The organism is Paenibacillus sp. FSL H8-0457, assembly GCF_038051935.1.
In the GTDB taxonomy this organism is placed as follows: domain Bacteria; phylum Bacillota; class Bacilli; order Paenibacillales; family Paenibacillaceae; genus Paenibacillus_AQ; species Paenibacillus_AQ lautus_A.
The window spans coordinates 4705878-4718703 of record NZ_CP150293.1; the positions used below are offsets into that span (position 1 = coordinate 4705878).

The following is a 12826-nucleotide window of genomic DNA, read 5'->3' on the forward strand; positions in this document are numbered from 1 at the left end:
ACATGGTTTAGTTCTCTTGAAGGTGTTTTAATTTGTCTCACGCTTTGGGGTCAGTCCCGAATCGATCCAGGCTCTTCTTGACTGCGAACTTGTAAAAGTTGCGCATGCGTGACACATACAGTATGTTCTTATGGCTTTCTATAGCCGCGGATTAATCAATAATTTCAGCAGTATCTCCGTTTTTGGCGCCGGCTGCGTTGGCTTCATCGGTATCGATGTGCATGTCGAGCGCAAAATTGTCGGATACGCGGGCAATGACGTTCTCCAGCACAAGGCCGCGTTCGCCGCCTAGGCGCACTTTGAGCAGGTCCTTGTCCTTAATGCCCCACTGTTCCGCATTGGATGTATGGAAGTGAATATGACGAGCGGCCACGATGACGCCTTCGTCCACCGTTACTTCACCTGCCGGGCCTTTAATCGTGATTCCCGGGGTACCGGCAATGTTTCCGGATTCGCGCACGGGTGCTTTCACGCCGATGGCAAAGGAATCCGTACGGGAAATTTCCAGTTGGGTTGCAGGACGCGCAGGTCCCAAAATTCTTACTTTATCGAATTGTCCCTTTGTTCCAATGACCGCTACCGTTTCGTTGGCCGCGAATTGTCCTGGCTGGGACAAAGGTTTGAACTCTGTAAGTTGATATCCAGGGCCGAACAATGCCTCAATATGCTCTTGGGTTAAATGAATATGGCGGGCGGATACACCCACGGGTACAGTTTTACTCATCTGTCTCACTCCTTGTTTTTCTCTATATGCTGTACATGCCATCACCTATTATACTCTCTATTACCCAAAAATAAAAAGGCAACCCGCGTGTTTCAGGTCGCCTTCTTTCGTTTCTTGCGCGATCTGCAACAGGATTGTCATAGTTATCCTCGAATCCAGGATGTTATGCGTCATGTTCATATTCTTGAACCGGCGATGCAGGCAAATGCTGTTCAAGAAAACGCAGCGGATTATCCGACATCCAGCCTTTGACCGTCGATTCGGGATAAAACTTGAGCAGCAGCTCCTGAAAATCCGGATACCGGCCCGGATGCTCCAGCCCTTCGATCCACTGATCGATTCCGTCGAAATCCGACCCGAACATGATGTGCTTCTCTCCGCCCAGCTCACAAATCTTCTCGATGTGCGGCAGGACGTCCTCCGGCGTCACGCGCTGGACACCGCTGCGGATAAACCAGGGCACAAACGTGATGCCGATCATGCCGTTTAACGCTATCAGTGCCCGTATCTGTTCATCGCTCAAATTCCGGGGATGCGGGCAAATGGAGTAGGCATTGGAATGCGAAGCAATGACGGGCCGCTGAGTCAGCTCCGCCAGTTCCCAGAAACCGGCCTGGGACAGATGAGACACATCCAGAATGATGCCTGTTCTATGACATTGCTCGATCAGCTGACGTCCCCGTTCCGTAAACCCGCCGTTTCGCTGCTCCAGCACGCCATCCGCTGCCCAGTTGGCATAATTCCAGGTAACTCCCATCAATCGTACGCCCATATCAAATAAAAGCTGAACGTAATACAGATTGCCCTCCAGCCCGTCAACGCCTTCCAGCGACAGCACGCCGTACCGCTCCGTCTTGCGTTGTCTCATCTCTCGGACTTGTTCCCGCCAAAGCAAGGGCTTGAGATGACCCGCGTTCACGATGCGGCTTCGGTATACATCCAGTTGGGCCAATACGCGTTCAAAGGAGGGCCTCCCGAATTTCTCCGACAAGAACACAGCGAACACCTCAAGCGCCAGATCCCCCTGCTCCAAACGCTGCAACGTTACGTCCAAATGCGGGCCGTCCACAAAAGAGGCTTTGGGATCTTCCCACATTTTGCTCAAAGCATCGCAGTGAAAATCAACCGTCCGCATCGCGGCGCTCATCTCCCTTCTGACCTGTCACAGCAAAAAGCCTGTTTACGCTTAGCAGAGTAAACAGGCTCATCCTCAACATTCGAAATTTATCTAGGTTCCACGATCAATTTAATTGCCGTCCGGTCTTCGCCATCAATCACAATATCCGTAAAAGCAGGGATGCATATCAAATCCACCCCGCTCGGTGCTACAAATCCCCGGGCAATCGCTACCGCTTTAATGGCCTGGTTCAGTGCTCCCGCCCCAATCGCTTGCAGTTCCGCTCCGCCCCGCTCCCGAAGAACTCCAGCGAGCGCCCCTGCAACCGAATTAGGATTGGATTTTGCTGAAACTTTTAATACTTCCATGGTAAGTACCTCCCCTGGGAATGTTGAGTGATGGTTTGCTTCCGCTTACTAGATGTTATTCGTGAGAGGGGAAAAAATTCCTGCTTTTTACCATCCGTACCTAATTTAATTAAACTGATTTTGACGTTTTTAATCCATCCGCCATTCATCTTCGTACATGCGGATTTTTTGGATCTTCCGGGCTTTTCCCGTCTCCTCATCCATGTCCACGCATACGGCGTGGAACTGCCATTTGCCCTCATCGACCTGGAAACGGGCAGGAAGCTGGGTCTTGAATTTATACATGACCGCATCGCGCTGCATGCCGAGGATGCCTTCCTTGGATCCCACCATCCCGGTATCCGTAATGTATGCCGTTCCTCCCGGGAGTATGGTATCGTCATTGCTCTGGACGTGGGTGTGCGTGCCGACCACCATCGAGGCACGGCCTTCCAGATGCCATCCCATGGCAATTTTCTCCGAGGTCGCCTCAGCATGAAAATCCACAAGGATGCATTTATGCTTTTGGCGCAGTTCATCCACAATGTCATCGGCGGCCCGGAACGGGCAATCAATGGCTGGCAGGAATGTCCGTCCCTGCAAATTCACGATCGCCAGCTGTTTGCCGTTCGCTTTAATGACGGTGTATCCGCGGCCGGGTGTGCCGGGCGGGAAATTCGCCGGGCGAATCATTCGCGGTTCGTCGTCGATAAACTCAAAAATATCCTTGTTATCCCACGTGTGGTTTCCCAAGGTGATGCCATGAATGCCCCAATTGAAAAATTCATTGGCTATGGCCGAGGTGATGCCGCGGCCTGAAGCCGCGTTCTCCCCATTGGCAATAATAATGTGCGGATTATATTTGGACTTCAGCTCGGGAAGGGAAGCTTTCAGCGCCTTGCGTCCTGTGCTGCCGACAATGTCTCCGATGAATAATACTTTGATGTCAATCACTCCTTCAGGGGGAGCCTGTCCTGTCCTGACTTGATCCCAGGCAGGTCGGTTCCCGATTCATGGATAGTCCGATATGTATTTTCGGATATCTTAAAGATAAAAAGTGGCCGGAATGCGGCCACTTTTTAAGGTCCAAACTCTATTTCGCGTAATCGACCGCACGGGTTTCCCGGATAACGGTGACTTTAATATGACCCGGATAATCCAGTTCATTTTCAATCGTTTTGGTAATATCGCGTGCCAAGCGGAATGCTTCGGCATCGTCGATTTTTTCCGGCTGTACCATGACGCGAACTTCACGTCCTGCTTGAATGGCGTAGGATTTCTCAACGCCTTCAAAGGATTCTGAAATTTCCTCGAGCTTCTCAAGACGACGGATGTACGTCTCAAGCGTCTCTCTGCGTGCTCCCGGTCTGGCAGCGGACAATGCGTCGGCTGCACCCACCAGCATGGCGATAACCGAAGTTGCTTCGCAATCACCGTGATGGGAGGCAATGCTGTTGATAACCACCGGATGTTCCTTATACTTCTTCGCCAGCTCCACGCCGATTTCAACGTGCGATCCTTCCACTTCATGATCCAGCGCTTTACCGATGTCATGCAACAGTCCTGCCCGTTTCGCAAGCACGATGTCTTCGCCCAGTTCGCCGGCCATCAGGCCAGTCAAATAGGCCACTTCCATGGAGTGTTTCAACACATTTTGTCCATAGCTCGTACGGAATTTCAGTCGACCCAGAATTTTGATCAAATCCGGATGCAAACCGTGTACGCCAACCTCGAAAGTGGCTTGTTCTCCATACTCGCGAATGCGTTCGTCCACTTCCTTGCGGGATTTCTCCACCATTTCTTCGATACGAGCCGGATGAATCCGTCCGTCCGCCACGAGCTTTTCCAAAGCCGTACGGGCAATTTCACGGCGAATCGGATCAAATCCGGACAGAATGACAGCTTCCGGAGTATCATCGATAATAAGGTCAATCCCTGTAAGGGTCTCAAGCGCACGAATGTTTCGGCCTTCACGTCCGATAATCCGGCCTTTCATTTCTTCGTTCGGCAAGGTGACAACAGAAACCGTGGTCTCAGCTACGTGATCAGCCGCACAGCGTTGAATAGCCAGCGTGATGATCTCGCGTGATTTCTTATCTGCTTCTTCCTTCGCCTGCTGCTCGATTTCTTTGATCATCTGAGCGGTTTCATGACGAACTTCTTGCTCGACATTGCTGAGAATGATGCTGCGGGCATCCTCCATCGTCAGGTTGGAGATGCGCTCCAGTTCCGTCGTTTGCTTCTTGTAAATTGCATCGATTTGCTGCTGGGTTTCCTCTATTCGTTTCTCTTTGTTCGCCACTTGTTCTTCTTTACGTTCCAAAGATTCTATTTTTTTATCCAGCGACTCTTCCTTTTGCAACAATCTGCGCTCCTGCCGTTGAATTTCATTCCGGCGCTCGCGAGTGTCTTTTTCAGCTTCGGCTCTGATTTTATGAACTTCGTCTTTAGCTTCGAGAACCGTTTCTTTCTTCAATGCTTCTGCTTCCTTCTTCGCACTTTCGACGATCTGCAAAGCGGCATGCTCGGCACTGGAAATTTTAGCTTCTGCAAGGGATTTGCGAATAAAATAACCGAACCCAAAGAATATAGCGGCTACAGCGAGAACGATTATGATCCAGATCCAAGTTTCCATCTGTTCACCTCCTCGTTGTTTCCTCCAAGGCATTCCTTGGGAAAATGTGCAATTGTCAGGTTACTCATTCATACATAAAATTTTCCGACAGTGGAAGCTGCCGTCCATACTGCGCACGCCATAATGATCGTACGCAAATCCCGCCTTAGCCAGCGGAATACATTTCACTATGAATTGGCGATTTAAGAATCTTTCACAAAGTAGTCACTTTTTTGGAAGGAAAAAGGATTCTAATTTATGATAAAAAGATTCATATTTATTTTAGTATTTATAAAAAGATATTGTCAAGGGAAAGCAATGGGTAAACGTCAGTTTCATCCAGTGAAACCATTTCTTTAGCGAAAAAATGCACAACTGCTTGTGCTTTATTCAAAATCATACGGCTCTTCGTCCCATTCGCCTTTCTCCTGCTCCTCTTCGATCAGAATTTTGAGTGCCTGGCGCACAGGCTCTCCCCCAAAACCCCTACGCATTAAATATGCTCCGGTTTTACGTTTGCGATCCAGCAGCTCCCCCTGGGTTTGCTGCCATTTTTTTCGTCCCACGGCCAAGCAGCTCTCCAATTCCGATTCTGCGCTGATCTCGCCCAAAGCCTCCGAAATCAGCTCGGTGCCGATCCCCTTCTGCCTCAGCTCCTGCTTAACCCACAGCCGTCCCTTCTTATGGCTGGTCATGCGCTGCTCTGCCCACATCTTAGCGTACAGCGCGTCATCCACCAGCTTGTCCTTCTCGAGGCGTTCCAGCGTCGTCTCCACGCTGCTGGGCTCGAACCCCTTTTGCTGCAAACGCTGCGTGATCTCCTGAGTCGTCCTAGGTTTCCGAGCCAAATGATTCAGCGCTTCCACGTAAGCCCGCTGCCGCTCATCTGCCACGACAATCTCCTGCAGCTCTTCCTTGCGAAAAACATTTCCCTTTAACATGCGATATTTAAGCATCACGTCTTCATGAACGGTCATAAGGTACGGACCGAACGCGATTTGATACCGGTGTTTGGGCTTTTTCAGCATTTCGACAGAAGTTATGACCAGATCCTCGTCTTCCGGAAAATGTCCAATTCCCGAGGAATCCGCCTGCCCCGACATTTCTTTATTCTCTATATCCATACGACGCTCCCTTCACTGCTGCACGCTTCTCGACACATCGTCAAGACCAATGATTCGGCAGAAATAAATGCAAAGAAGACCGTCTGGCGTTACCCACACCGGACGGTCCCAAACACTGTCATCGTTAACCAGCGATTTATTACTCTACCTTAAACAACTCTTGCTCTTCCAATTGCTCTTGTTCCTTCTCCTTGTCGGAAGGCTCAGGAACAGCCGTCGTCAGATTACTCGCTTCACGGATCTTGTTCTCGATCACGCTGGCGATCTCCGGATTCTCCTTCAAGAACTGCTTCGCATTCTCGCGGCCTTGACCAAGACGGTCACCGGCATAAGAATACCATGCTCCGCTTTTATCCACGATATCCAGCTCCGTACCGATATCGATCAGGCTTCCCTCTCTAGAGATGCCTTCGCCGTACATAATATCAAGCTCGGCCTGTTTGAAAGGTGGAGCTACCTTGTTCTTAACAACCTTAATCCGTGTGCGGTTACCCACCACATCGTTGCCCATTTTGATGCTCTCAATTCGACGCACGTCCAAACGAACCGTGGAATAGAACTTCAGAGCACGTCCGCCTGGGGTTGTTTCAGGGTTACCGAACATAACGCCAACCTTCTCGCGAAGCTGGTTGATAAAGATGGCAATCGTTTTCGACTTATTGATGGCACCCGACAATTTACGAAGAGCCTGGGACATCAGACGGGCTTGCAGACCTACGTGGGAATCACCCATGTCGCCTTCGATCTCGGCTTTCGGTACAAGCGCGGCAACCGAGTCAATAACGATGACATCGACGGCTCCACTCCGTACCAGAGCTTCCGCAATTTCCAGCGCCTGCTCGCCCGTATCCGGTTGGGAGAGCAGCAATTCATCAATATTAACGCCCAGTTTGTTTGCATACGATGGATCCAGAGCATGCTCGGCATCGATAAATGCAGCTTGTCCGCCAGCCTTCTGAACCTCTGCGATGGCATGCAGGGCTACTGTTGTTTTACCGGAGGATTCCGGGCCGTACACTTCGATAATCCGGCCTCTAGGCAAGCCGCCGGTTCCTAAAGCTATATCCAATGCCAACGATCCGCTTGGCACAATCTCAACTTGCATATGGGTGGATTCACCCAGTTTCATGATGGAACCTTTTCCGAACTGTTTCTCTATCTGACGAAGCGCCATTTCCAGCGCAGCACGACGATCTGACAATTGTTCCACAACCCTTCACTGTTGATAGTCTTATCATACCTTGTTTTGACACGTTTGCCAAGCTTTTTTTCGAACATACATTCGTTTTTTTTATTCAACTCCCCTTCCCGTTCATGCTCCGAACCCTATGTATAAAGAACAAGAACCGTGGCAACATCAATCGATATGCCACGGTTCTTCCGTATTTACCATTATACTTGGAACGGTTCCTGAATTCAAGAACAGCTATTTAGCAAGGTGTAAATTTTTTACTTTTCCAAATGCTCGGTCGCCTTTGGCCACGAAGCCTAAGCCTGCTCAGACGCTACGAGACGCTGCCAAAGCCGGTATAGCAGCGCTTTGGTTGCGCGGAGCCGGATCGTTTCGCGGTTGCCTTGGAGGTTCAGCTCATGCACTTCCGTTTCTTTGCCCCTTTGGGACAATCCGATGTAGACCAGCCCTATAGGCTTGCGTTCCGCGTAACCCGGACCTGCCACGCCTGTCACCGATAAACCGAAGTCGCTGTCGGTTACCATCCGGACATGATCCGCAAGCGCTTCTGCAACCTCCGCACTGACGGCCCCCGGCGCATCGTCCCCCTCCAGCAGCGCATGCGGGATATGCACAAGCTTCTCCTTGATCTGGTTGGTGTAACAGATGATCCCCCCAAGAAACATCGATGCGCTTCCGGGAATGGAGGTCAGGGTCTCCGCTACAAGTCCTCCCGTGCAGCTCTCCGCCGCGCTCAGGGTCCAGCTTCGATCTGCCATCATGTCCACGATGACCTTTTCGATAGGCACATCCTCGTTGGCATACATAAATTCAGGCCCTCTCTCCCGGATCCTGGCTTCCAGTTCATTCAGTCGGACCATCGCCTCAGACTCGCTGGAGGCCTTAGTGGAGATGCGGACGGTGACCTCCCCGTCCTTGGCATACAGAGCAATCGTCGGATCGGTCTGGGCCGTAATCAGGTCCTCCAGGCGTTGATCCAGCGCGGACTCCCCAATGCCCGCGAATTTAAGCATCTTCGAATAGATGGGAAGCTCATCCGTGAGCACATGCTGCAGAAGCCAAGGCTTGGCCTCCTGCTCAAACATCGGCATCAATTCTTTGGGCGGCCCCGGCAAAACGATATAATGAGTGCCTTCATAGGATACCGCGTTCCCGACGGCGAGGCCTGTCTCGTTCGGAAGCGGGGTGCCGCCCTCGATGGCTAGAGCCTGGCGCCGATTGTTCTCGGTCATGACGGATCCCCGCTCATGAAAGAAGCGTTCAATCCGGTCCATGGCCATCCGGTCGATATGCAAGGAACGATTTAGAAAGGAAGCCAGCGCATCCTTCGTCAGATCGTCCTGCGTGGGACCGAGACCGCCGGACAGGAGTACAATATCGGCTCTGCTGCTGGACAGGCGCAAGGCCTCCTTGAGCCTCTCCAGGTTGTCCCCGACAACGGTTTGATAGTACACGTCGATCCCCATTGAAGCAAGCTGTCTGGACAAATACTGTGCGTTGGTATTCACGATCTGTCCGAGGAGAAGTTCTGTTCCAACTGCAATGATTTCTGCTTTCATGATTCATCGATCCTCCCGTATCTTCTATCTCTTCGTTAGTAGCTGCCTTTGTTATTCCTTACCCGGCGGAAGAAAAAAGCAATAGGATGGCTCCTATTGCCGTTATGCCCCGGTACCTTTGAGAAGGTGCCTGTTCTGGACAAAATATTCGATTCCCGAATAGATCGTAATCAGCGCGGCAGCCCAGATCGCAATGACATCAAACGGAATCCCCAAAAATACAAACGGGAAATTGTTGATCAGAAGCGCGACAATCGCCACGATCTGAATCACCGTCTTGATTTTTCCGGATTGACCTGCTGCGACTACCGAACCTTCCAGAAGCGCAATTTGTCTCAAGCCAGTCACCGCAAATTCCCTGCTGATGATGACAACAGCAATCCAGGATTCGCATTTTCCCATCTCTACAAGCGATATGAGTATGGCCGCAACCAGCAGTTTGTCCGCCAGCGGATCCAGAAGTTTACCCAGATTCGTCACCATATTGTTTTTCCGGGCCAGATACCCGTCAATGCCGTCCGTGCTTGCAGCAAGTATGAATATCAGTGCCGCAATCAATTGGTTATAGGGCAGGACAAAATCATTCCACACAATGGGATCCGGATAAAAATCAAAATCCACCAGCAGGAAAATCATCATGACAGGGATCAAGCAAATGCGGGCCAACGTGATACGATTGGGTAAATTCATGGGGCAACCTCCCTTGCAACGGGTTGTCTTGTTAACTCGGCAGACCCTGCAGCGGTTATCCTTCTGCATGTCATCAGGGTCGCTCTTCCCAAGAGCCTAAAGGGTTTGAAGCGTGCATCGCTGTCTGTCATTTTCATCCCCCAGTAATCTATGTATACGTTAATCCTTATATATCGTTTTTTAGTATAATATTTCCGTTGACGCCCTGTCAAAAGAAACAAACCAGCCGAGCCCACCCCTTATTGCTTGGAGGGAGAGGAGCGTTTATTTAAAATTGGTGAATTGCAGATCCAGGGAAAGGTCCGCTTTGCGAAGCAGCTGCATGATCTGCTGAAGATCATCCTTGCTTTTTCCGGTTACCCGAATCTGGTCGCCTTGAATCTGGCTCTTGACCTTCAGCTTGGAATCACGGATCAAAATATTGATCTTTTTGGAATTCTCCTGGTCGATTCCCTGCTTCAAGGTCAGACGCTGACGGACGGTACCCATGGAAGCCGGCTCGATTTTACCGTACTCCACATTTTTAAGCGACAAGCCCCGCTTCACCATCTTGGTCTGCAAAATATCGATAACGGCGTTGAGTTTGTACTCGTCATCGGAGGCAATGACCAGCGCGTCCTTGTCCAGCTTCAAGCTGCTCTTGCTGCCCTTGAAGTCAAAACGGTTTTCGATCTCGCGCTCCGCTTGATTAACCGCATTGGTAAGTTCCTGCATATCCATTTTGGATACGATATCAAATGAGCTTTCTGAAGCCATGGTGAATCCTTCCTTTCATTTGGCGATAATGCTTCTATTATAGGTAAAACCGAGAGACAAGTCTAATCCTGTAAGGAATCCGCGATGGATCAGGAACGAAAAAGACTCCGCTTATCGCCAACATCATCCGGCGAAAACGAAGCCCGCTCCCTCAACTGCTAGCTTTCTCATCATGCACCGGACGGCGGAACATACTCAGTATGCCGAGTAAAATATGTGCCAGCCCAAAGCCTAATATGCCATACCCCCAGCTGCTCGGAATCAAATAATAGCCCAAGAGGCTGACGATAACGCCTAATCCGAATATAATCCAATTGACCGTCACAGAGCATCACCTCTTTCGGGAAGTGAAATAACAGCATGCAGCTGCATGCTGTTATGATGACCTGGAGGACAGGCAATTATTCGAAGTCGGTGGTATCCGATGTATCTGATGTATCCCCGGTACCCGCGTTATCCATGGTGCCTGCGGAACCATCGGCCGGCTCCAGCACGATTCGCGACGTGGACTTGCCATCCGTTACGGGCTGGCCGCCAACCGTAATGGTCGTTGCAGCGGAATTCCCCGATTTCACGAAGAGTCCCTGGCTGTCCATGTCAAAGCTCAGCGAAGCACCGTTCTCGAGCATTTGGAATGCCAGCTTCTCCCCGGAAGTATTGTTGCCGCGGTATACCTCGACCCAGCTCTTGCCTTCGCTCGTGGCCACAATCTCAACCTTCACGGACGAGCCCGATACCTTAAATACGGTGTTCTTGCCTTCCGTCCGGTCCTGCGTCACCGTAGCCGTTCCAGGCGTTGAATCACCCGGTTCATCGATGTCCGTTCCGTCTGTGCCTTCTGTTCCGTCCGGGGTGTCAGTTCCTTCTCCGTCCGTGCCTTCGTTAACCGCGCCGTCCGGAACATTGTCGCCGCCCTGCGCTCCGTCGCCTGGCGTCCCGGAATCCGTGTTATCCGGAGTTTGCGGGTTCTGCGCCTGATCGGTCTGCGTTTGATCATTATTGCTGACCGGCGGTTCGTCCTTAGGCTCATTCGAATTGATGGCCACCAAATATATGACAACAACGATCAGGATCGGGAACGTCCACATCAGCAACGTAGGCAGCCATTTCATGTTCCGTTCGGCTGTCGGTCTGCTGGCGCGCTTTTGAATAACCGGCTCCATGGTCGCTTCCGGTTCGGATTTAGGCACATCCTGTTTATGCCCTTCAAGCAGTTCGTCCGGGTCAATCCCCACCGCTTCCGCATAGGTTTTGATGAATGCCCGCACGTAAAAACTGCCGGGAAGTACTTTGTAATCCCCTGCCTCGATGGCTTCCAAGTATCGCTTGCGTATTTTAGTCATTTCCTGCACATCATCAAGGCTCATCCCTTTTTGCAGACGCGCCTCCCTTAATTGCTGTCCCAGTTCGGACATGCCATCACCTCCTACTTTAGAATTTCGTGGTCAAAGTCAAACAAAAATATTACAAATCGTCACTATAAGAGCCCGTGAACGTATCATAAACGATTTCCTCTTCCGGATTGTTTCGCAATTCGATGATAATGTCGAAATCATCGTAGGAATATTCGGATTCGCGAACAAAGATATCGGGATGCTCGATCACCTTCGTGCTCTCCATTCCCATGATATCCTGCAGGAGCTGATAGTGGCGTTCATTGGATCGGATCGTGCTCACAATGCCGTCAATGATAAAAATGTTGTTCGTATTCATCTCGTCCTCGGAGAGTTGACTGCGAATGGTTTGACGGAGCAGCGTAGAGGAAACGAAGGTCCAGCGCTTCATCGCGCAGACGCTGCCGGCGATAATGGACTCGGTTTTGCCCACGCGGGGCATTCCGCGGAGGCCGATGACCTGATTACCTTCCCTTTTGAACAATTCACCCAAAAAATCAACAAGTAAACCGAGCTCATCACGCGTAAAACGAAACGTTTTACGATCATCCGAGTCCCGGTCGATATATCGTCCATGACGGACAGCCAGAATATCCACCAGTTTCGGGGGCCTCAAGGCTGATACCGTAATATTTTTCATTTTGTTTAACATTTTACCCATCAGAACAATTTTTTCTTCGTCATCCGTCTCGAGCAGCATTCCGCGGGTTTGGCCTTCCACGCCGTTAATGGTTAGTATATTCACTTCGAGCATACCCAGCACGGATGCAATGTCACCGAGCAAACCTGGCCGGTTCTTATGTATCTTATATTCCATGTACCATTGATTCGATTCCACAAAGACACCTCTTTGCACTTCTTTTCCATCAATATTCGACAAATTCCAGCGAAAATTGCACGCAAAAACAGGTCAAATGAAAAATGGGTCACGTTAATGATATATAAAATAAAAATGAAAGGCAAGTATTAACGGTGACATGAAAATTACATTCTTTTTTCTTGACAAAAAGCCCCCATTGTCGGGGGGCTTTTTGTTAATGGATTATGCGTTGTTCTTGGCCAATTTCACCATCAGACGCGCGATAACGTGGCGTTCTTCCTCGTTACCTACATCCCACAATTCTTTCAGTGCCCGGTTGGATGAGTTTTGCGGATCAACCTTCTCATCGAGGAAATCACCGATCTCATAAGCCAGCTGGGAAATGGTGTCTTCACTCATACCCGCTTTCTCGGCTTGAACGACGCGCTCGCCCAGGAATTTCTTCCAGGAATCAAAGTTTTTGATTACGGATGACATGAATTAAATCCT

General features: G+C 50.4%; 14 protein-coding genes. All 14 read right to left on the reverse strand.

Translation table 11 applies throughout. The features are described 5' to 3' along the window. Positions 1-151: 151 nt before the first annotated feature. Positions 152-724: a phosphate propanoyltransferase gene (locus MHI43_RS20840; protein WP_036659268.1), complete on the reverse strand. Its 573-nt coding sequence runs from the start codon at positions 722-724 to the stop codon at positions 152-154. Between the two features lie 163 nt (positions 725-887). Further along, on the reverse strand, positions 888-1859 hold the full coding sequence (locus MHI43_RS20845; RefSeq protein WP_036659266.1) for a dipeptidase: 972 nt from the start codon (positions 1857-1859) through the stop codon (positions 888-890). Between the two features lie 89 nt (positions 1860-1948). After that, entirely contained in the window at positions 1949-2209 is a 261-nt protein-coding gene (locus tag MHI43_RS20850; RefSeq protein ID WP_006211249.1) for a stage V sporulation protein S, read from the reverse strand. 129 nt (positions 2210-2338) lie between these two features. After that, entirely contained in the window at positions 2339-3142 is an 804-nt protein-coding gene (locus MHI43_RS20855; RefSeq protein ID WP_009589304.1) for a TIGR00282 family metallophosphoesterase, read from the reverse strand. A 139-nt stretch (positions 3143-3281) separates the two neighbouring features. Further along, positions 3282-4823 (reverse strand): ribonuclease Y, encoded by a 1542-nt coding sequence (rny, locus tag MHI43_RS20860; protein ID WP_009589303.1) that lies wholly within the window; start codon positions 4821-4823, stop codon positions 3282-3284. Between the two features lie 365 nt (positions 4824-5188). After that, positions 5189-5926 (reverse strand): RecX family transcriptional regulator, encoded by a 738-nt coding sequence (locus MHI43_RS20865; RefSeq protein WP_036659265.1) that lies wholly within the window; start codon positions 5924-5926, stop codon positions 5189-5191. 139 nt (positions 5927-6065) lie between these two features. After that, positions 6066-7127 carry a recombinase RecA gene (gene recA / locus MHI43_RS20870; protein ID WP_015736279.1) on the reverse strand — a complete coding sequence of 354 codons (1062 nt, stop codon included), beginning with the start codon at positions 7125-7127 and terminating at the stop codon, positions 6066-6068. Between the two features lie 287 nt (positions 7128-7414). Further along, the gene (locus MHI43_RS20875) at positions 7415-8677 is read right to left on the reverse strand and encodes a competence/damage-inducible protein A (protein WP_036659261.1); all 1263 of its coding nucleotides are present in this window, start codon (positions 8675-8677) and stop codon (positions 7415-7417) included. 102 nt (positions 8678-8779) lie between these two features. Beyond that, positions 8780-9367, reverse strand: coding sequence for a CDP-diacylglycerol--glycerol-3-phosphate 3-phosphatidyltransferase (gene pgsA, locus MHI43_RS20880; protein WP_009589313.1), 588 nt, complete (start codon positions 9365-9367; stop codon positions 8780-8782). 264 nt (positions 9368-9631) lie between these two features. Continuing rightward, positions 9632-10123 carry a YajQ family cyclic di-GMP-binding protein gene (locus MHI43_RS20885; RefSeq protein WP_009589306.1) on the reverse strand — a complete coding sequence of 164 codons (492 nt, stop codon included), beginning with the start codon at positions 10121-10123 and terminating at the stop codon, positions 9632-9634. A 151-nt stretch (positions 10124-10274) separates the two neighbouring features. Continuing rightward, positions 10275-10448 (reverse strand): hypothetical protein, encoded by a 174-nt coding sequence (locus tag MHI43_RS20890; protein ID WP_009589315.1) that lies wholly within the window; start codon positions 10446-10448, stop codon positions 10275-10277. Positions 10449-10524: 76 nt separating this feature from the next. After that, positions 10525-11538, reverse strand: a complete 1014-nt coding sequence (locus MHI43_RS20895) for a helix-turn-helix domain-containing protein (protein WP_036659260.1) — start codon at positions 11536-11538, stop codon at positions 10525-10527. 49 nt (positions 11539-11587) lie between these two features. Beyond that, entirely contained in the window at positions 11588-12355 is a 768-nt protein-coding gene (locus MHI43_RS20900) for a DUF3388 domain-containing protein (RefSeq protein ID WP_009589314.1), read from the reverse strand. Between the two features lie 204 nt (positions 12356-12559). Further along, positions 12560-12814, reverse strand: coding sequence for a DUF3243 domain-containing protein (locus tag MHI43_RS20905; RefSeq protein WP_009589302.1), 255 nt, complete (start codon positions 12812-12814; stop codon positions 12560-12562). Positions 12815-12826 lie beyond the last annotated feature (12 nt).

Bases quoted from the DNA above. Each gene is read 5' to 3' on its own strand.
- rny (WP_009589303.1), bottom strand. From the start codon at position 4,823: ATGGAAACTTGGATCTGGATCATAATCGTTCTCGCTGTAGCCGCTATA.
- MHI43_RS20895 (WP_036659260.1), bottom strand. From the start codon at position 11,538: ATGTCCGAACTGGGACAGCAATTAAGGGAGGCGCGTCTGCAAAAAGGG.
- MHI43_RS20905 (WP_009589302.1), bottom strand. From the start codon at position 12,814: ATGTCATCCGTAATCAAAAACTTTGATTCCTGGAAGAAATTCCTGGGC.
- MHI43_RS20840 (WP_036659268.1), bottom strand. From the start codon at position 724: ATGAGTAAAACTGTACCCGTGGGTGTATCCGCCCGCCATATTCATTTA.
- MHI43_RS20875 (WP_036659261.1), bottom strand. From the start codon at position 8,677: ATGAAAGCAGAAATCATTGCAGTTGGAACAGAACTTCTCCTCGGACAG.
- MHI43_RS20885 (WP_009589306.1), bottom strand. From the start codon at position 10,123: ATGGCTTCAGAAAGCTCATTTGATATCGTATCCAAAATGGATATGCAG.
- MHI43_RS20865 (WP_036659265.1), bottom strand. From the start codon at position 5,926: ATGGATATAGAGAATAAAGAAATGTCGGGGCAGGCGGATTCCTCGGGA.
- MHI43_RS20850 (WP_006211249.1), bottom strand. From the start codon at position 2,209: ATGGAAGTATTAAAAGTTTCAGCAAAATCCAATCCTAATTCGGTTGCA.
- pgsA (WP_009589313.1), bottom strand. From the start codon at position 9,367: ATGAATTTACCCAATCGTATCACGTTGGCCCGCATTTGCTTGATCCCT.
- MHI43_RS20845 (WP_036659266.1), bottom strand. From the start codon at position 1,859: ATGCGGACGGTTGATTTTCACTGCGATGCTTTGAGCAAAATGTGGGAA.